Annotated in this window: 23 protein-coding genes; 15 read left to right on the top strand and 8 right to left on the bottom strand. The window is 32.3% G+C overall.

Annotated elements, in window-relative coordinates; all coding sequences use genetic code 11:
* The first annotated feature begins 1 nt into the window (after window position 1).
* The 6 genes from napG to DQN38_RS05650 are packed head-to-tail and all read left to right on the top strand — an operon-like array spanning window position 2 to window position 3,767.
* Window positions 2-754, top strand: coding sequence for a ferredoxin-type protein NapG (napG, locus tag DQN38_RS05675; RefSeq protein WP_002849813.1), 753 nt, complete (start codon window positions 2-4; stop codon window positions 752-754).
* Window positions 751-1,536, top strand: coding sequence for a quinol dehydrogenase ferredoxin subunit NapH (napH, locus tag DQN38_RS05670; protein ID WP_065844113.1), 786 nt, complete (start codon window positions 751-753; stop codon window positions 1,534-1,536). The genes napG and napH overlap by 4 nt, the downstream gene beginning before the upstream one ends.
* The gene (locus DQN38_RS05665; RefSeq protein WP_002849811.1) at window positions 1,533-2,066 is read left to right on the top strand and encodes a nitrate reductase cytochrome c-type subunit; all 534 of its coding nucleotides are present in this window, start codon (window positions 1,533-1,535) and stop codon (window positions 2,064-2,066) included. The genes napH and DQN38_RS05665 overlap by 4 nt, the downstream gene beginning before the upstream one ends.
* A gap of 2 nt (window positions 2,067-2,068) precedes the next feature.
* Window positions 2,069-2,539: a 4Fe-4S binding protein gene (locus DQN38_RS05660; protein WP_002849810.1), complete on the top strand. Its 471-nt coding sequence runs from the start codon at window positions 2,069-2,071 to the stop codon at window positions 2,537-2,539.
* Complete coding sequence (locus tag DQN38_RS05655; protein ID WP_065844114.1) at window positions 2,536-3,435, top strand: WD40 repeat domain-containing protein; 900 nt, start codon at window positions 2,536-2,538, stop codon at window positions 3,433-3,435. Before DQN38_RS05660 ends, DQN38_RS05655 begins: the two co-directional genes overlap by 4 nt.
* The gene (locus DQN38_RS05650; protein WP_065844115.1) at window positions 3,432-3,767 is read left to right on the top strand and encodes a chaperone NapD; all 336 of its coding nucleotides are present in this window, start codon (window positions 3,432-3,434) and stop codon (window positions 3,765-3,767) included. The genes DQN38_RS05655 and DQN38_RS05650 overlap by 4 nt, the downstream gene beginning before the upstream one ends.
* 38 nt (window positions 3,768-3,805) lie before the next feature.
* Here the strand turns inward: DQN38_RS05650 and DQN38_RS05645 are convergent, their stop codons facing one another.
* Genes DQN38_RS05645 through DQN38_RS05610 form a run of 8 tightly spaced genes read right to left on the bottom strand, consistent with a single transcriptional unit; the run spans window position 3,806 to window position 10,173 of the window.
* Window positions 3,806-4,597 (bottom strand): phosphatidylserine decarboxylase, encoded by a 792-nt coding sequence (locus DQN38_RS05645; protein WP_011732099.1) that lies wholly within the window; start codon window positions 4,595-4,597, stop codon window positions 3,806-3,808.
* On the bottom strand, window positions 4,594-5,703 hold the full coding sequence (locus DQN38_RS05640) for a metallophosphoesterase (protein ID WP_065844116.1): 1,110 nt from the start codon (window positions 5,701-5,703) through the stop codon (window positions 4,594-4,596). The genes DQN38_RS05645 and DQN38_RS05640 overlap by 4 nt, the downstream gene beginning before the upstream one ends.
* Entirely contained in the window at window positions 5,700-7,004 is a 1,305-nt protein-coding gene (brnQ, locus tag DQN38_RS05635) for a branched-chain amino acid transport system II carrier protein (RefSeq protein WP_111738209.1), read from the bottom strand. The genes DQN38_RS05640 and brnQ overlap by 4 nt, the downstream gene beginning before the upstream one ends.
* An 8-nt stretch (window positions 7,005-7,012) precedes the next feature.
* The gene (gene hisG / locus DQN38_RS05630; protein ID WP_010400265.1) at window positions 7,013-7,624 is read right to left on the bottom strand and encodes an ATP phosphoribosyltransferase; all 612 of its coding nucleotides are present in this window, start codon (window positions 7,622-7,624) and stop codon (window positions 7,013-7,015) included.
* Complete coding sequence (locus DQN38_RS05625) at window positions 7,612-8,244, bottom strand: type III pantothenate kinase (protein WP_002849782.1); 633 nt, start codon at window positions 8,242-8,244, stop codon at window positions 7,612-7,614. The genes hisG and DQN38_RS05625 overlap by 13 nt, the downstream gene beginning before the upstream one ends.
* The gene (locus tag DQN38_RS05620) at window positions 8,231-8,557 is read right to left on the bottom strand and encodes a hypothetical protein (protein ID WP_002849781.1); all 327 of its coding nucleotides are present in this window, start codon (window positions 8,555-8,557) and stop codon (window positions 8,231-8,233) included. Before DQN38_RS05620 ends, DQN38_RS05625 begins: the two co-directional genes overlap by 14 nt.
* Before the next feature lie 6 nt (window positions 8,558-8,563).
* On the bottom strand, window positions 8,564-9,571 hold the full coding sequence (locus DQN38_RS05615; RefSeq protein ID WP_038453751.1) for an L-seryl-tRNA selenium transferase: 1,008 nt from the start codon (window positions 9,569-9,571) through the stop codon (window positions 8,564-8,566).
* Window positions 9,572-9,573: 2 nt separating this feature from the next.
* The gene (locus DQN38_RS05610) at window positions 9,574-10,173 is read right to left on the bottom strand and encodes a hypothetical protein (RefSeq protein WP_225893264.1); all 600 of its coding nucleotides are present in this window, start codon (window positions 10,171-10,173) and stop codon (window positions 9,574-9,576) included.
* A 182-nt stretch (window positions 10,174-10,355) separates the two neighbouring features.
* Here DQN38_RS05610 and gatC point away from each other — a divergent pair, with 182 nt between their 5' ends.
* From gatC to DQN38_RS05570, 9 genes are read left to right on the top strand one after another with little or no spacing between them, the layout of a single operon-like run.
* On the top strand, window positions 10,356-10,643 hold the full coding sequence (gatC, locus tag DQN38_RS09010; RefSeq protein WP_002849777.1) for an Asp-tRNA(Asn)/Glu-tRNA(Gln) amidotransferase subunit GatC: 288 nt from the start codon (window positions 10,356-10,358) through the stop codon (window positions 10,641-10,643).
* 3 nt (window positions 10,644-10,646) lie between these two features.
* Window positions 10,647-11,708 (top strand): type IV pilus twitching motility protein PilT, encoded by a 1,062-nt coding sequence (locus tag DQN38_RS05605; RefSeq protein ID WP_120655514.1) that lies wholly within the window; start codon window positions 10,647-10,649, stop codon window positions 11,706-11,708.
* Window positions 11,708-12,283: a CvpA family protein gene (locus DQN38_RS05600; protein WP_002849774.1), complete on the top strand. Its 576-nt coding sequence runs from the start codon at window positions 11,708-11,710 to the stop codon at window positions 12,281-12,283. The genes DQN38_RS05605 and DQN38_RS05600 overlap by 1 nt, the downstream gene beginning before the upstream one ends.
* A gap of 3 nt (window positions 12,284-12,286) precedes the next feature.
* Window positions 12,287-12,751 carry a Fur family transcriptional regulator gene (locus tag DQN38_RS05595; protein WP_002849768.1) on the top strand — a complete coding sequence of 155 codons (465 nt, stop codon included), beginning with the start codon at window positions 12,287-12,289 and terminating at the stop codon, window positions 12,749-12,751.
* 13 nt (window positions 12,752-12,764) lie between these two features.
* Window positions 12,765-14,276: a lysine--tRNA ligase gene (lysS, locus tag DQN38_RS05590; protein WP_225893286.1), complete on the top strand. Its 1,512-nt coding sequence runs from the start codon at window positions 12,765-12,767 to the stop codon at window positions 14,274-14,276.
* Window positions 14,273-15,517, top strand: coding sequence for a serine hydroxymethyltransferase (locus tag DQN38_RS05585; protein WP_111738208.1), 1,245 nt, complete (start codon window positions 14,273-14,275; stop codon window positions 15,515-15,517). The genes lysS and DQN38_RS05585 overlap by 4 nt, the downstream gene beginning before the upstream one ends.
* Window positions 15,517-16,059, top strand: a complete 543-nt coding sequence (locus DQN38_RS05580) for a DUF1882 domain-containing protein (protein WP_111738207.1) — start codon at window positions 15,517-15,519, stop codon at window positions 16,057-16,059. Before DQN38_RS05585 ends, DQN38_RS05580 begins: the two co-directional genes overlap by 1 nt.
* A 10-nt stretch (window positions 16,060-16,069) precedes the next feature.
* Window positions 16,070-16,837 (top strand): SPOR domain-containing protein, encoded by a 768-nt coding sequence (locus tag DQN38_RS05575; RefSeq protein ID WP_065844027.1) that lies wholly within the window; start codon window positions 16,070-16,072, stop codon window positions 16,835-16,837.
* Window positions 16,837-17,622, top strand: coding sequence for a shikimate dehydrogenase (locus DQN38_RS05570; RefSeq protein ID WP_002849763.1), 786 nt, complete (start codon window positions 16,837-16,839; stop codon window positions 17,620-17,622). The genes DQN38_RS05575 and DQN38_RS05570 overlap by 1 nt, the downstream gene beginning before the upstream one ends.
* The last annotated feature ends 7 nt before the right edge of the window (window positions 17,623-17,629 follow it).

Here is a 17,629-nt window from a genome sequence, read left to right as displayed (position 1 = left end):
TATGCAAAGAAGGGAAGCAATAAAACAAGGTTTTAGCTTAGTGGGTCTTTTGGCGGCTAGCGGATTTGCTTATTGTGAATTTGCTGCTGCTGAACCAACACTCAAACTCCGTCCACCAGCAGCAAGAGATGAAAATGAATTTTTAGCTCGCTGTATTCGTTGCGGATTGTGTGTAGAGGCGTGTCCGTTTGATACGCTGAAATTAGCACAGTTTAAAGACGGCGGAATTGGGCTAGGAACGCCATTTTTTAAGCCGCGTGAAATTCCTTGCTTTATGTGTACCGATATTCCGTGTGCAGTTAAATGCCCTACTGGAGCTTTGGACGTAGAAGCTGTTAGTAGCGATGGAAAACTTGATATCAATAAAGCTAGAATGGGTATGGCAGTTGTAGATGATAAAGCTTGTATAGCTTATTTTGGTCTTAGATGTGACGCCTGTTATAGAAATTGTCCACTTATAGATAAAGCGTTAAAACTTGAGTATAAACACAATGAAAGAACAGGAAAACACGCATTATTACTTCCTATAGTAGATACTGATGTATGTACTGGATGTGGTAAATGTGAGCAGTCTTGTATAACCAAGAAGGCTTCTATCACGGTTGTTCCTAGAGAAATTCTAAAAGGCGAAATGAACGATAATTACGTAAAAGGCTGGGATCAAAGTGATGAAAATAGGATCAAAGATAACGATACTAAAATAAAGCTAGATGGCAAGAAAAGTCTAAAATACCTAAATGGAGATGAGCTATGAAATTTACTATTTTAAGACGATTAGTTCAGCTTAGCATTATCTTGCTTTTTATTGCTGGTAATATTTTTGGAATTAAGATTTTACAGGGAAATTTAAGCAGTTCTTTACTGTTTGATACTATAAATTTAAGCGATCCTTTTGCTGTATTGCAAGTAGCTTTAGCTAGTTTTAGCGTATCTTCAGTAGCAATTACTGGAGCGATAATTGTTTTTGCATTTTATGCGCTTATTGCTCCGCGTGCATTTTGTGGTTGGGTTTGTCCTGTAAATATCCTTACGGATTTTGGGGCTTTTTTAAGAACAAAATTGAAAATAGGTAAAAATATCTTAAATATAAGTCAAAATTTAAGATATTATTTGCTGGCTTTAAGCCTTATATTTAGTTTGATTTTTGGTATAGCAGCTTTTGAAAGCTTAAGTTTTGTTAATGCATTTAACAGAAGTCTATTTTATCTAAGTTATAGCGTGATCAGCGTAGGCGTTATTATCATTATAATTGAAACTTTTGTAGGCAAAAGACTCATTTGTTCTCATATCTGTCCGCTTGGAGCGTTTTATGCGATTATCAGTAAATTTAGTCTGATTCGTGTTAAATACGACTTAAATAAATGCAGTAAATGCTACAGATGTAAAGCAGTTTGCCCCGAAGAGAGAGTTTTGGATCTAGTTGGAGTAAAAGATGGTATTATTGGCAGCGAGTGTATAAGCTGCGGCAAGTGTATTGAAGCTTGCAATGATGATGCGATTAATTTTAGTATATTAAAATTTGGAGATAATAAATGAAAACTATTATACTTTGTTTGGCTGCAGGATTATTTATAAGCGCTTGTAGTTTGGCTAATCCTGCCGATAAAAATAAAAGCCCTGTTTCTGATACTGAAATAGGTCTTAGAAACGTTGATTTAAACGATGAAAATAACGTTGCAAATCCTGATATAAAATGGTTAGGAGATGCCCCGGGAACTAATAAAACATTTGATAGAAGTTTCGAAAATGCACCTCCGCTTATTTCTCATAGTCTTGATGGATTGGTTCCTATTACTATCGAGAGCAATAGTTGCCTTAGCTGTCACGTTCCAGAAGTAGCAAAAGACGCTGGAACTATACCGGTTCCAAAGAGTCACCTTGTTGTTTTAAGAACCGGAAAAGATCTAAACGGACAAGTTAGTGATGAGAGATTTAACTGTACTCAATGTCACGTACCTCAAGCAGATGTTAAACCTCTTAAGAAAAACAATTTCAAAGCCGACTTTAGATATAAAGATAGCAATGAAAGCTCAAACTTACTAGATATTTTAAATCAAGGTATCTAAGAATGCCAGACCTTTCTAAAAGGACAATATTTAGTAAAATTTTGGGTCAAAAGAGATCCAATGTAATACCGCCGCCATATTTTGGCGGCAAATTTGATTGTAATGAATGTGATGGAAAATGTACATTTGTTTGCGAACGAGAGTTGCTAAATTTAGAAAACGGTGTCGTAAAATTTGATGCTTCAAATATAGGCTGTAATTTCTGTGAAAAGTGTGCTATAGAGTGTCCGAATGAGGTTTTAAATTTAGAAAATGGTGCGTTTATTAATGCCAATACTGTGATTGATGTGAATTTATGTATATCTTGGAATGGTGTAATTTGCTCAAGTTGTCAAGATGTTTGCGGATTTAGGGCTATTGATTTTTTTGGTATGTTGCGCCCTGTTATCAACGACAAATGCACTAACTGCGGTGAATGTATAAGCAGCTGTTTTAAGAGTGCGATTTCGATGAATTCAAAGGATTGTTTATGAAATTTTTTGTAGTGTTATTTAGCTTTTTTGTAGTTTTGTTTGCCGATTCAAAGCTGGATTTAGATGCAAATGTCGTGGGACTTAAACTAGATCAAAATAGACTTTTTATAGGATTGGATAGTGGCGAACTATATGATTATAATCTAGAAGATAAAAGTTTAGTAAAGCTACTGGAATTACCAAAAATTTCAACCACAACTCAAGAAAATATCGGTTCTAGAATTAGCAGTATAGATAATTTTAAAAATAAAATTGCTTTTATATACGAGACGGATAATAAACTAAAAAGAGTTGGTATTTTTGATGGAGAACTTACTTCGTTTGATGTAGAAGAAGGAATGAAACAACTATTTTTTATAGATGAGAATTTGGTTTTATTAGTTAGTCTTAGTAGTGAAATTTATTATCTTGATTTAAATTCTAAAAAGATTACTTTAAAAGCAAAACTTAGCTACTCATCTTGGATTGCCGATTCTGTTTATTTGTCAAATAAATCATGCCTTGTTTCTGTTAGCGAGGGCGGAGTTGTATATTATTTTGACGTAAAAAGTAAAAAAGTGATTAAAGATCTGCCTATACAAAAAGATATTTTATATAGCGTTGGAGCAGTAGGGGATAAATTTGTAGCTGGATCTGCTGAAAATTTGGCTTATTATTTTGACGGTATTAAACCTCATATATTCAAAACGGATAATAAGCATGTTTTTAGAGTCGGTTTGAGCGATGAGTTTGGTGCTTATTATACGGAAGACGGCATAGAGATATTTTCTGCTAACGGTAAGAAGATAAAACATATTGATTATGACAAAGATCAGATAAATTATTTGCTATTTTGGAATAATACTTTAATAAGTGCTAGTTATGATAATACAATTTATTTTTGGAGTATAAAATGAATATCTCAAGTGTTGTTGTGAATGTAATAGATCCTAGCTTTGTGAGCGACGTTATAAGCTCTATATCTGACATATATGGTTGCGAAGTTGTTACTCAAAGTGAAAATAAAATAGTTGTAGTGATAGAATCTCAAACATTTGATGATGAGATAAAATCATATAAAAGCATAGAGGCTATAAATGGCATTTCTACTGTGGCTATGATATATAGTTATCAAAATTTAGATGAAGACATAGAAAAATCGAATAATAACCATATAGGAGAAATAGTAAGAAAAATAGATGAAAGCGATGTTGATGATATAGTTTATAGCGGAAATCCAACCGTTTGATTTAACTTATGCTATTTTTCTTTATAAGTGAGATACTTTTATAGTATTTTGCCTATATTTTTTCCAAATTTTAGTGTATCGTCGGCTTTTACGTTATATTCTATACTATTTTTTTCACTTATCATCACAATAGTTGATCCTAGTTCAAAATTTCCTATATGATCTCCTTTTTTTAAATTTAAATTTGAATATTCATAATATACGGCTTTGGCTTCTATATTTGTATTTATTCGCGGTTCAAAATCAAATTTCATTTTACCGACATTCCAAGCCCCTATAAATACTAGCCAAATCTGTTTTTCATTGTTTAATTTAGCTTTTAGTATCACTCTCTCATTTTTGCAATATAGATTATCAACTTTTTCTAGCCAATTTTTTGCTACGCTAAAAAGCTTTCCTGGAATATAGTGCAAACTCATAATATCCAAATCACACGGAGAATGATAATGGTGATAATCCTTAGGAGATAAGTATATATTTATATACTCAAACTGTGACTCTAATTCACCTTTTTTAAGGCTTTTACCAAGAAGCTCATTAATACTATAAGAGTAGTTTTTTATACTATAAGCTGTTTGCTTATCTCCTTTTTTGCACTCAAGGCATATTCCGTCACTAGGGCTTATAAATCCATCTTCTAGCTTTCTTTGTTTATTTAAAGTACGTGTAAATAGCTCATTTAAGCTGTTATATTTATCTGCACTTTTAAATTCTTCCATATTTATATTAAATTTTTTTATATACCAACTATTTATTAAATTTTGAATAGTTTTTGGAAATTTATAGTGAGCTACAAGTCCGAAATAATTTGAAAATTTATTGTAATTCATTTTTTATCCTCTTTTAAATTTATATATACTATTTCGCTTTTACTTAAAATTCTTACTGGAGGACCCCAAAAGCCGATTCCGCTACTTACTAAAAGTTGCATTTTTTTACTTAATTTGTATAGTCCGTAAACGTATTTTTGATCAAGCCATACAAGTAAAGAAAATGGAAAAATCTGCCCAGCGTGAGTGTGTCCGCAGATAACTAAATCAACTTCTTGCTTAAGATAATTCAGAGATTTTGGTTGATGAGTTAGTAAAATAGTCGGTAAATTTGGATCTAAATTTGAAAGCGCTTCATCAAAATTCGGTTCAAAAATACCCATTTTAAGCCCTTGTATATCATAAACTCCGGCTAAATTTATACCTCCAAAACTTACGTTTTCATTTTCTAAAATTTTTAAATTTAAATTTTTAAATTTATTTAAAAGAGAACTTATACCATGATAATACTCATGATTTCCAACAACAAAAAATGTTCCGAATCGTGATTTTAGTTCATTTAAAGGATCTAAAAAGTCTCCTAAGCTCTCAGCGTTTAAATCTACTAAATCACCGACTATAAAAATAGCGTCGGGTGAGAGCGTGTTTATTCTATCAACTGTTTTTTGCAAAAAATCTTTTTGTAAAAATTGACCTATATGAACATCGGTAATTACTACGATATTTAATGGATTTGCAAGATTTTTTAGATAAATTTCTCTAGTTGTTATGTAAGTATTAAAGTTGGCGTTAAACAATCCTTTGAAAAAATATGTAAAAAAACCTATAAGAACGCTGATATCAAGTATAAATTTAATAGCCCTTCTTCTTCCTTTGCTAAATTTAGTTACTCCAAAAAGCAACGTATCATAAGGCAAAATTATACAAAATAGCATAAAACTTATACCAACGCTGATAATCGATATTTTATATAATATACCGCTCAGTTCGCCATTTTTTAAACTTATAAAAAATAGCAGTTCAAAAATAAATAATAACACAAAAAAAGCAGCTAAAATATTTTTAAATTTAGATAAAAGTAAGTTTTGTTTAAGCTTTTTATAGCAGTAAAAATTAATAGCTAAAAATATAGATATAGATACGATACTAAATAAATACGGGTTCAAAAACTACCTCTTTTTCGTAGTATAAAAATTATGTATGAGACGCAAAAACAGATGATTCCGGGTATTACCCAGCCAAGACCGATATCGTAAAACGGTATATTTTTAAATATATTTACTATGACAGGCAGCTTAATTCCTATTTGTTCTAAGGAGTAAGCAAGGCTTATTATCAATGTTAGATATACACAAGAGCGATATATCAGCTTTGAAGAGTTTATAATATTATTTATAAGAGCCAATAGTATCAATACTATAGATACCGGATAGAATGTAGTTAAAATAGGTATGCTATAATTTAATATATCATTTAAGCCTATGTTTGCCATACAAAAACTAGTAAAACTCCAGATGAATACCCAAAATTTATAACTAAGCTTAGGAACTATAGAGCTAAAATATTCGCTTGCTGAGCCTATAAGCCCCACTGTAGTGGTAAGACAAGCTAATAAAAATATAGATCCTAATATAAACTTTCCATAAAAACCAAATAGATAATGTGTTACTAAAGATAGTACGTTTGCACCGTTTACCGCTTCAGGAAATCTGCTAGCGCTACTAGCTCCTATATAAGATAGTATTATATATATACTCATTAATATAACTCCAGCTAAAATACCAGAGCTAATAACCGAGTTTGCAAGTCGTTTATTATCTTTTATACCGATACTTTTCATAGCTTGTATAACTACGATACCAAAAACAAGAGCCGCCATAGCATCCATAGTTTGATATCCGTCTAAAAATCCACTAGACATAGGGCTGATTGCGTATTTTCCACTTGCTTCGCCAAGTTCGCCTAAAGGATTTATAATACTAGCCATAAAAAGAGCAAAGATAAGCACAAGCATAATAGGAGCAAGCCATTTTCCTATAGTATCTATCATAGTGCTTTTGTTGATGCAGATTATATAATTTATGATGAAATAAACTGCGGTATATACAAAAAGTAGACTATCTCCAAAAGACGGCGAAAGACTAACTTCATAAGGCATATTTGCAGCTCTAGGAATTGCTAAAAGTGGACCTATAATTATATAGACAGATATAGTAAAAATTGGCGCAAATAGTCTATCTACACGTTTTACTAGTGCATCTAACGTACCGCTTTTTGCTACAGCCGCTATACCAAGTACCGGCAAAGCAACAGCAGTGAGGCAAAAAAATGCTATAGCTTCATATAAATTTTCTCCGGCTTCTTTTCCTACCATTGGTGGAAAAATGAAGTTTCCAGCTCCAAAAAACATGGAAAACAGCATCAAAGATATGATAAGAAAATCACTTTTTAATAGATTCTTTTTCAAATTTATACTTAATTTATAACTGAGTTAATTTTATGGTATAAAGATAGTATCTCATCTCTTTTTGTTATAAAGCTATTTTTATTTGCAATAAGATGAGCAGAGCTTTCCATGATGATATCGGCGACTTTTAGTCCATTTTGCTTCATAGTTGTTCCTGTCTCGACGATATCTACTATAGCGTCACTTAGTCCTACTATTGGAGCTAATTCTATAGATCCGTATAGTTTTATGATTTTTGCTGCAACTGCCTTGCTCGCGAAATAATTTTTTGTGATATTTGGCATTTTAGTTGCTATTTTAAGTTCTGGTTTTGTGTAATCTAGCGTATCGCTATTTTTTATACCTATGCAGACTTTGCATTTTCCAAGTTTTAAATTTAAAAGCCTCAAAACATCACAATTATGCTCTTCTAAGACGTCAAGCCCAACTACTCCTATATCTGCAGCACCTTCTGTAACATATGTAGGAATATCTTGATTTCTTACCATTAAAAATTCAAAATTATCTTTTATCATAGTTAATTTTCTATCTTCAAATTTAAACTCGTCATTAAAAATTTTACTAAAAATATTTAATGTTTCATCGGCAATTCTGCCTTTTGGTAAAGCTACTGTAAGCAAAATATCTCCTTATTTTCATTTATGGCTTTTTCCATACCTCTAAAAACTAAAGCCCTATCATAAATAGAGTTTTTAAAAAATCTCGATAAAAACTCTCCGTCTCCGCCCGTAAAATATATAGGTTTTTCGTTTGAAAGCTGTTCTACTAGTAAGATTATCGGTTTTATAACTCCATAGCTAATGGCGTCATTTGTTTTTTGCGGTAGACACTCAAGATCTATTTGTGAGTTTAGCGTTTGATTCAATCTAGAAGAGATTGTCTTCAAGCTATTTAAAGTAGTAGTTATACCGGGCATTATAAATCCTCCTAGATGAAATCCGTTTGACATTACATCCATAGTTATAGCACTTCCCGCGTCTACTACTAGTCCCGTATCTATACTATAGCAAGCCGCTGCTCTATCTACTCCAAGCCCTATATACGTTGTGTTGAAATTTATCTGTTTTTGTATATCTATAAACATAGGATTTCTTAATTTATCAGATAAACTATCATTTACATTTATATAATACACCGTCTCTTTTGGCTGCCAAGCTCTAAACTCGTCTATTTTGTAGCTCCATATTTTTCTATTTTGATAGAAAGTAGCGGTTGTATTTCCTATATCACATAAAAGCATAAAATTTCCAATCCGTGGCGTTCTTTATCACTTTAGAACAGATCTGAGATCTATAAAGTAGGATCAATTTTTTGATGTTGGTATCAAATTTAGTCTCCACAAGCTTAGTTATATTAACTAGCTCGTCAAGCTCTTTTTTTATAAATTTGCTTTTGGCTTCACGCATAAAAACAAGAGTATATAGACTATTTTTATCGATTCCTATAAATAGTTTATATGTACGTTTTTTACTAAACTCACCAAAATCCAGCGTTTTTAAATTTTTTAATAAAATTTTATTTTGGCTAAAAATTTCAGATATTTTATTATCCATATTTATTTAAATTTGATCTAGTTTTAAAACTTTATTATCGTAATAAAATGCATCTTTTCCGGCAAAACTTTTATCTTCGATTTCGTTGTTTAGCTCTATTATTTTGCTATTATTTAAATTTAGATCCGTTTTGATCAAATATCCTGTTTTTTCAAAAATGTAAAGATAATCCCCTTTTGGGATTACGTTTGAAAATATCGCAAATTTAAACTCTTTTTTATTTATAGGTTGAAGATCTAAGTCTGTTATCTCGATATTTCCATCTTTTAACAATATATATATTTTATTTTGATATGCTATTACGTCTTTTATCTGACCGTTGTAGTATTTCGTTCCGTTTGGGCTTATCATAATTAATTTTGTAGCCGTTGCCGCAAACATTTTGTCGTTTAAAACATCTAAAAATATTACATTATTAAAAAACGGATCACTACTCACTACGGCGTCTCTTATTATTCTTGCGTTTTGTTTATCGACTATCATAATTTTTCCATCTAGCGTCGGATATATTATAAGACTAGTAAGAAATACAGGATTGGCTGTTCTTGAGTCTTGGGCGAATGAGTCGCCTGTTCTATACTCAAGCATTGTAGTATCGCTGTTTATGTCTATTAAATATATAGTATTTTCAGAGCTAAGAGCTGCTAGATATCCGTCTTTTAGTGATGCAGATACAACTGTTCCTTGAAATTTTTTTGTATAGATAACGTCTTTACCTTCAATTATTTTCAAATTTCCGTCTAAATTCGCAACTATCAGTTTGCCGTTAAATTCACCTATAAAGTTATCTTTTTTATCTAAATTTAGACCGGGTATAATACTATTTTTTGATATTGCATCGCCATTTTTTAATGTAGCTCCGCTTTTTGTCGTATAATTTATAGATGAGCTTAAAGTTTCATTATAGCTAATTTTTCCAGCAATATCTGTAGGCTCAAAATACTCTCTTTTTGTACTACAACCAGCTAATATCAGCACGGCAAAAATAGAAGCTATGATAGTTATATTTTTCATATTTATTTTCCTTGATAGTGTTCTAGATTCTTAGCCACAGGCTCTAATGGCGAATTTGACGGTATTTTTGAAAACTCTATTTTAGCTTCTGGCAGTTTGTTTTCTGCTAGCAGCTCATATCCTTTTACAAGCGAATTGTAAGTAGATAAAAGTCCATCACCGCTCTCTCCTTTTGCATTTTGTAAAATTTGTTTTAAAAGCGGATCGATAGTTAGATTTGTTGCTTCATCTAATATCTTAGTGTTATTTGAGTCATAAGCTGTTTTTATAGCATAAAGAGCAAATAAAGATGGATTTTTTTGCATTAAGGTTTGTTTTGCTTCTTTATCGTTTGGATTTGATAAAAGAGCCGCATAAGCTTGGTTTGATTCTGTTATGTTGCTTGATTTTATTTGATCTAAAACCGCATAAGCTATTAACGCTGCTACTGCTACTGCAACTATCGCTATAATTATTTTTTTATTTTTTTTTATGAATCTTTCGCTTCTTATCGCATTTTCTAAAAATTGCTCTTGCGAACTTATCTCTGTTTTTATATAATTTAAATCGTCTTTGATAGCCAAAATAGTATCCTTAACATAAAATTTTGGTAATTCTAGCATAAATTTTCTTAAAAATATAAAACAGGAAGCTATATTATTTGTAAATTTATAAATTGAGCATAATTTTAAACTTCGTAGGTAACTTGCTTATTCAAAATTGAGTTAATTTTGATAATTTATTACTAAAAACCAATGAAAATGTGTTATAATTTTATAAAAAATCAAAAATGGAGTTGTATTCTATGCAAATTGATGACAAAATGCTTGAGAAACTTGAGAAATTAAGCGCACTAAAAATACCAGATCAAAATCGCGAAGAGTTTAAATCTCAGCTCGGAAAGATTGTTGATTTTGTTGATATATTAAATGAGTTAGACTTAGATGGCATAGAAGCTACCGTAAGCACCATAGGAGGCGGAACTCCGTTTAGAGAAGATATTTCAAAAGAAGGTAGCGTTATAGACGGTATTTTGACCCATGCTCCGAAAAAACAAAATAGATATTTTGAAGTACCAAAAATAATAGAGTAAAATATGAATATTGAAACTCTTTTAAAAACTGTGATGCATAACAAGGCGAGCGATCTACATTTAGTCGGTAGAAGTGAGCCTCAAATCAGAATTGATGGTAGCTTAAGACCGCTTGAAGGTAAAGTTTTAGATGGAAGCGATATAGAAAATTTATGCTACACTATTTTAACTGATGCGCAAAAAAGCGAATTGGAAGAGAACAAGGATTTAGATTTTGCTCTAGAATTACCAGGAATAGGGCGTTTTAGAGGTAATTGCTACTATACTATGAACGGAAGTTTAGCGGCTGCTTTTAGAATGATACCTCTAAATATACCAAGTCTTGATGATCTTAATGCTCCGGCTATTTTTAAAGAGTTGGTAAAAAAAGAAAAAGGTCTTGTTCTTGTTACTGGAGGAACGGGAGCTGGAAAATCGACGACTTTAGCAGCTTTGCTAAATGAGATAAATATTACTGAGCGAAAACATATAATCACCATAGAAGATCCTATAGAATTTGTTCATCAAAATAAGAATTCTCTATTCTCTCATAGAAACGTAGGCACCGATACTAAATCGTTTGCTAGGGCTTTGAAATACGCTCTTAGAGAAGATCCGGATATAATATTAGTAGGTGATTTAAGAGATCCGGAGACCATATCTATAGCTATAGCGGCCGCAGAAACAGGACACTTGGTATTTGGTACTTTGCACACAAACTCAGCCGTACAAACAATAAATAGAATAGTCGATAGTTTTAATGAGACAGAGCAGGCTCAAGTAAGAAATATGCTTAGCGTATCTCTAAATGCTATTATATCTCAAACTCTTGTGCCAAAAGCAGATAACGGCAGATTTGCCGTTCATGAAGTTTTGATAAATAATCATGCAATTTCAAATTTGATCAGAGAAAATAAATCTCATCAAATTTACTCTCAAATACAATTAAATCAACAAAATACAGGTATGCAAACACAAACTCAAGCGATGGAAAAGGCGGTGCAAATGGGTTTTATAACAAAAGAAAACGCTATAAGATATTCAACAAATCAGCAAGAATTAGCTGGAAAGTTAGGTGCAATTTAATGAATTTTGTAACTTGGTTTGATATTATTGTTATAGCCCTTGTGGTTATATTAGGTATAAAAGGTATAATAAACGGACTTGTAAAAGAGGTTTTTGGGCTTATAGGACTTATAGGTGGAGTTATTATAGCAAGCAGAAATGCTCAAAGCGTAGGAGATCTTATAAGCAGCAATATTTATCAATTAAACGATTCTTCTTCATTTTTCTTTGGATTTTTAGTAACTTTAATTCTATTTTGGTTTGTATGCTTGATAGCTGGAAATATATTTTCAAAGATGTTGTCTCTAAGTGGACTTGGGTTTTTAGATAGAATATTAGGATTTTTTATAGGAAGCGCTAAAATATTTTTAGTTTTTGCTATATTTTGCGCTATTATATCAAATATAAGTGTATTAAGCCAAAAAATTGAGCCATATTTTGAAAATAGCAAGGTTTATCCGGTTCTTTTGGCTAGTGGAAAGTTTATAATGAATATAGATTTAAATAGAACAAAACAAGATGCAATAGACAAATTTGATAATGAGCCTATGAGTGTTGATAGTAATGAGACAAATAGTACAAAGGAGGATAGATAGCTAATGACAAATGTTGATAATATCGAATACGACACGCTTCTTGATCGCTTCAAGAAGGTTTTAAGAGATAATGGTCTAAAATATACAAAGCAAAGAGAGATTTTATTGAAAACTCTTTATAATAATAGTGATCACTTTACACCAGAGCAACTTTATCTTTATATAAAAGATAGTCATCCTGATTTAAATTTAGGTATCGCTACTGTTTATCGTAGTCTAAATTTATTAGAAGAATCCGGAATGGTGACTTCAATTAGTTTTGGGGCTCAAGGTAAGAAATTTGAGTTAGCGACAAAACCGCACCATGATCATATGATATGCAGAACTTGCGGAAATATAATCGAATTTGAGGATCCGATTATAGAAAAAAGACAATCTATTATATCAAAAGAACACGGATTTAAGCTCACTGGTCATATGATGCAGCTTTATGGAGTATGCCAAGAGTGCAACAAGAAAAAGAATTGAGGTAAGATACGTGATATTTGAAAATGAATTAGAATTAACAAGGTTAGCTAAAGCAGATGAGCTTAGAAGCTTAGGAGTAAATCCATATCCTCACTTTTTAAAACGCGATATGAGTATTAGCGAGTTTAAAACCAAATTTGCCTATATCAAAGATTTAAATGGCGATGAAAAAAAAGCAGATGAAGAAGTAACTATTTCAGGGCGTTTGAAACTAAAAAGGGTGGCCGGAAAATCTACTTTTGCAAATATGGAAGATGAAAATGATAATATTCAAATTTACTACTCTTTAGGCAGTATAGGCGAAGAAGATTATACTAAATTTAAAAAAAATCTGGAAGTCGGAGATATAGTATTAGTCACCGGATACGCGTTTATAACAAAAACCGGTGAGTTTAGTATCCATGCAAGTAAAATAGTATTAGCTAGTAAAGCTATCAGTCCTCTTCCAGAGAAGTTTCACGGTCTTACCGATATCGAGATGAGATATCGTCAAAGATATCTTGATATGATAATGGATAAAGATGTTAGAGCCGATTTCGTAAAACGCTCACTTATAATAAGCACTATTCGAAGATTTTTTGAAGATAAAGGCTTTTTGGAAGTTGAAACTCCTATGATGCATCCGATAGCTGGCGGGGCAAACGCAAAGCCGTTTATCACTCACCATAACGCACTAGATGTGGATAGGTATTTGAAAATCGCTCCGGAGTTATATCTAAAAAGACTTATTGTAGGTGGTATGGAAGCCGTGTTTGAGATGAATAGATGTTTCAGAAATGAAGGAATGGACCTTACTCATAATCCGGAATTTACAAGCATTGAGTTTTACTGGGCATGGCATAATTATTTTGAAGCAATGGATTTAACTGAAGAGTTATTTGCTGTTTTATTAGATAGATTAAATTTACCACAAGTTATCGAATTTGATGGTAAAAGTATTGATTTTTCTAAGCCTTTTGCTAGAGTAAAATACATAGACGCTATAGTTGAAATCGGTGGTATTAGCAGAGATATAGTTACTAATAAAGATAAAATTTTATCAAAATTAAAAGCAGATAAATTTGAAGCGAATGATAAGCTGGATCTTGGTCATTTACAAGCTGAACTTTTTGATAATTATGTTGAAGATAAGCTAATAAATCCAACATTTATAGTGGATTTTCCTATATCTATAAGCCCGCTTTCAAGAAGAAGTGATGCAGATAAAAATGTAGCCGAAAGATTTGAGCTGTTCATCGCAGGTCGTGAGTTGGCAAATGCATTTAATGAGTTAAATGATCCAGTTGATCAGTATGAGAGATTTAAATCCCAAATAGAAGCAAAAAATGCAGGAGATGATGAGGCGCATGAGATGGATGAAGATTATTGTCAAGCATTAGGCTATGGTATGTCTCCAACCGTAGGATGGGGACTTGGCGTTGATAGGTTAGTAATGCTGCTTCTAAATAAAAAGTCTATACGAGATGTTATACTTTTTCCTGCTATGAAACCACTAAAAACCGAAAATAAGGAGAATAAAAAATGAGTTTGGAAAGTTTTGATAAGGATATTTACTCTTTAGTAAATAAAGAGTTAGAAAGACAGTGCGATCATTTAGAGATGATAGCTAGCGAAAATTTTACATATCCTGATGTCATGGAAGTTATGGGCTCGGTACTCACAAATAAATATGCTGAGGGATACCCTGGCAAAAGATATTATGGTGGTTGTGAGTTTGTAGATGAGATAGAACAAATAGCAATTGATAGATGTAAAAAGCTTTTTGGTTGCGAGTTTGCAAACGTTCAGCCAAATAGCGGAAGTCAGGCAAATCAAGGCGTTTATGGAGCGTTTTTGAAACCTGGTGATAAAATACTTGGTATGGATCTAAGCCATGGCGGACACCTTACTCACGGTTCTAAAGTTTCAAGCTCTGGAAAAAACTATGAGAGCTTTTTCTACGGTGTTGAGCTTGATGGACGTATAAATTATAATAAAGTAGAAGAGATAGCAAATATAACTAAACCTAAAATGATAGTTTGCGGTGCTAGTGCTTATGCTAGAGAGATTGATTTTAAGAAATTTAGAGAGATAGCCGATAGCGTTGGAGCATATTTATTTGCCGATGTTGCTCATATAGCAGGTCTTGTAGTAGCAGGAGAACATAACAATCCATTTCCTCACTGTCACGTTGTAAGTTCAACCACTCATAAAACATTAAGAGGTCCAAGAGGCGGTATCATCATGACAAATGATGAGGAATTTGCTAAAAAAATAAATAGTTCTATATTTCCGGGAATTCAAGGCGGGCCGCTTATGCACGTGATTGCTGGAAAAGCAGTTGGATTTAAGCATAATCTTAGTGAGGAGTGGAAAGTTTATGCTAAGCAAGTAAAGACAAACGCTAAAAAACTCGGAGAAGTCTTAATAAACAGAGGGTATGATCTAGTAAGCGGCGGAACAGACAATCACCTTGTTCTAGTAAGTTTTTTAAATAAAGAATTTAGTGGAAAAGATGCAGATATCGCTTTAGGTAACGCAGGAATAACAGTAAATAAAAATACGGTTCCGGGCGAAACTAGAAGTCCGTTTATAACAAGTGGTATAAGAGTAGGTAGCCCGGCACTTACTGCAAGAGGCATGAAAGAGAGTGAATTTGAGCTTATAGCAAACCGTATAGCAGATGTTTTAGATGATATAGATAATTCTTCAAAACAAGAGAAGATAAAAGCAGAACTAAAAGAGCTTGCTCACCAGTTTATTATTTATGACAAGGCGATGTTCTAATGCAGAGTATAGATTTAACTTTAATTAAAATGATAACAGATCACTATTATATAAAACGTGATGCTATTTTAAATAAGATTGAATATAAAGGTAGGCATTTTTTTGATAAATTTGAAAGAATAGACGAGCCTCTTAATTATAATGTACAAAAAGAGCATGAAGAACGTAAGATAATAGCTGCTCATTCATTAATTAGTAAAAATGATAAGATAGAAAATATAGTTTTTGATTATAATGGTAGAACTCCAGAGCGTTTTTGGCATAGGGCACAACTTATGCTTAGAGAAGAGGGTTTTATAAATTTTACAGCGTATGAAAGTAAGACTCCGGGCCATCTTCATCTGTATGTTCATAAAGGTCACACCACTTTAAGCGAAGGATATCAGATAGCAAATAGATTATCTGTTATGTTGGCTCAAAAGTTGCCTCAAGAATGGAGAATGTTTCCTAGTCTTGATTTGCCTCGCGAGTTTAATATTTTAGCGTTGCCTTATGCTCTATATCAAAAAGAGCGTGGAGCTAGCTGGTCAAAGCATATGTAAGGAGAAAGATATGGAAGAGAACAACAAAGGTCTGCAAGATATATTGCTAGATAAAAATGAAGATGATAAATCTAGTAAAATAAGAAAAATTTTAATCAGTGTTGCTGGACTGGTAATACTGTTTGTAATAGTTCTTATAGTCATGAAATTGTTAAATGGTGGCAGTCCTAGTACAGATACTAAAGAAGAGAGTTTAGCTCTTCCATCAGAACCGGAGCTTAGAGTAGAAACAAATCAGCCGGCTACTACTCCAAATAACGAAATTTTTGAACAAGTCCCTATAATTTCAGACACTAATTCTAAGGATAATTTTGAAAATATAGTAAATGAGTATAAAAATAATCAAGCCGCTATGAATAATAACCAGACAGTTGCCGCTCCTTTAAAAGCACCTGAATCTGTAGTTCCTGCTAAAGATAATACTCCAAAAGCCGAAACAAATAAAAATATAACTCCAAAGGTACCGACTCAGAAAAAAGCCGAGCCTTCAGCTAAACCAGCTCAAAAAGCAGCTGTTACTAAACCGGCTAAAACAGGAAATTTGGCTAGTGGAAACTATATACAAGTAGCGTCTCTTTCTAAGGTAAATTCAAATGATCCGTTTATAAAAAAGATCAAAGAAAATGGATTTGATTATCATGCGTATGAAACAACCGTAAATGGAAAAAATGTGGTAAAAATCTTAATAGGACCATATAATGGAGCAGAGCTAAATACAAATATGGAAAAAATCAGAAAAAATATATCAAGCGGTGCGTTTTTATTTAAGGTGCAGTAGTGAAGTATTTTGCTGTTTTTGGAAATCCTATAAATCATTCTATATCTCCACGCCTACATAACCTTGCTTTACAAGGTTATGGGCTGGCTGGATTTTATGGCAGAGTTCATTTAGAAGATGGACTTGAGTTAATAAATACATTTAATAAACTTGAATTGAGTGGAGCAAATGTCACGGTTCCATTTAAAGAGATTGTTCTAAATCAGTGTGACGAAATAGATGAAACTGCTAAAAGTATAGGTTCGTTAAATACGCTTGTAAAAAGAAACGGTAAAATATTTGGATATAATACGGATGCACCCGGATTTATGCTTGCTATAAGTGAGTTTAAAGATATCGAAAGTGCGTTGATTTTGGGGGCTGGCGGAACGGCTAGAGCTATTTGTTATATTCTTCAAAAAAACGGTATAGATGTAGAAATATTAAATAGAAGCAGCAGCAGAGCACAGAGTTTCAAAGATTGCAGTTTTTTTACACATCAAGACTATAAGCCTAAAGGCTACACTTTAGTTGTTAATACAACTTCCGCGGGACTTGCGGACGACCATTTGCCGGCTAATAGAGATATTTTAAAACAAGTGTTAGATAGTTCTAAATTTGCATTTGATGTTATTTATAATAAAAATACTCCTTTTTTAAATTTAGCAAAGTCGTGTTCTCTCACTTGCAAAGATGGAAAAGATATGCTGCTTTTTCAGGCTATCTTATCGTTTAATATTTTTTATGAAAATAAATTTGAAAATGAAAAAATTAGATCTTTTATGCAAGAAGCTTTGTTTTTCTAAATTTAAA

The sequence above is a fragment of the Campylobacter fetus subsp. fetus genome, assembly GCF_900475935.1.
GTDB lineage: Bacteria > Campylobacterota > Campylobacteria > Campylobacterales > Campylobacteraceae > Campylobacter > Campylobacter fetus.
This window is presented reverse-complemented; position numbering and strand designations above follow the sequence as displayed.

Bases quoted from the DNA above. Each gene is read 5' to 3' on its own strand.
- napG (WP_002849813.1), top strand. From the start codon at position 2: ATGCAAAGAAGGGAAGCAATAAAACAAGGTTTTAGCTTAGTGGGTCTT.
- napH (WP_065844113.1), top strand. From the start codon at position 751: ATGAAATTTACTATTTTAAGACGATTAGTTCAGCTTAGCATTATCTTG.
- DQN38_RS05665 (WP_002849811.1), top strand. From the start codon at position 1,533: ATGAAAACTATTATACTTTGTTTGGCTGCAGGATTATTTATAAGCGCT.
- DQN38_RS05660 (WP_002849810.1), top strand. From the start codon at position 2,069: ATGCCAGACCTTTCTAAAAGGACAATATTTAGTAAAATTTTGGGTCAA.
- DQN38_RS05655 (WP_065844114.1), top strand. From the start codon at position 2,536: ATGAAATTTTTTGTAGTGTTATTTAGCTTTTTTGTAGTTTTGTTTGCC.
- DQN38_RS05650 (WP_065844115.1), top strand. From the start codon at position 3,432: ATGAATATCTCAAGTGTTGTTGTGAATGTAATAGATCCTAGCTTTGTG.
- DQN38_RS05645 (WP_011732099.1), bottom strand. From the start codon at position 4,597: ATGAATTACAATAAATTTTCAAATTATTTCGGACTTGTAGCTCACTAT.
- DQN38_RS05625 (WP_002849782.1), bottom strand. From the start codon at position 8,244: ATGCTTTTATGTGATATAGGAAATACAACCGCTACTTTCTATCAAAAT.
- DQN38_RS05620 (WP_002849781.1), bottom strand. From the start codon at position 8,557: ATGGATAATAAAATATCTGAAATTTTTAGCCAAAATAAAATTTTATTA.
- DQN38_RS05615 (WP_038453751.1), bottom strand. From the start codon at position 9,571: ATGAAAAATATAACTATCATAGCTTCTATTTTTGCCGTGCTGATATTA.
- DQN38_RS05610 (WP_225893264.1), bottom strand. From the start codon at position 10,173: ATGCTAGAATTACCAAAATTTTATGTTAAGGATACTATTTTGGCTATC.
- gatC (WP_002849777.1), top strand. From the start codon at position 10,356: ATGCAAATTGATGACAAAATGCTTGAGAAACTTGAGAAATTAAGCGCA.
- DQN38_RS05605 (WP_120655514.1), top strand. From the start codon at position 10,647: ATGAATATTGAAACTCTTTTAAAAACTGTGATGCATAACAAGGCGAGC.
- DQN38_RS05600 (WP_002849774.1), top strand. From the start codon at position 11,708: ATGAATTTTGTAACTTGGTTTGATATTATTGTTATAGCCCTTGTGGTT.
- DQN38_RS05595 (WP_002849768.1), top strand. From the start codon at position 12,287: ATGACAAATGTTGATAATATCGAATACGACACGCTTCTTGATCGCTTC.
- DQN38_RS05585 (WP_111738208.1), top strand. From the start codon at position 14,273: ATGAGTTTGGAAAGTTTTGATAAGGATATTTACTCTTTAGTAAATAAA.
- DQN38_RS05580 (WP_111738207.1), top strand. From the start codon at position 15,517: ATGCAGAGTATAGATTTAACTTTAATTAAAATGATAACAGATCACTAT.
- DQN38_RS05575 (WP_065844027.1), top strand. From the start codon at position 16,070: ATGGAAGAGAACAACAAAGGTCTGCAAGATATATTGCTAGATAAAAAT.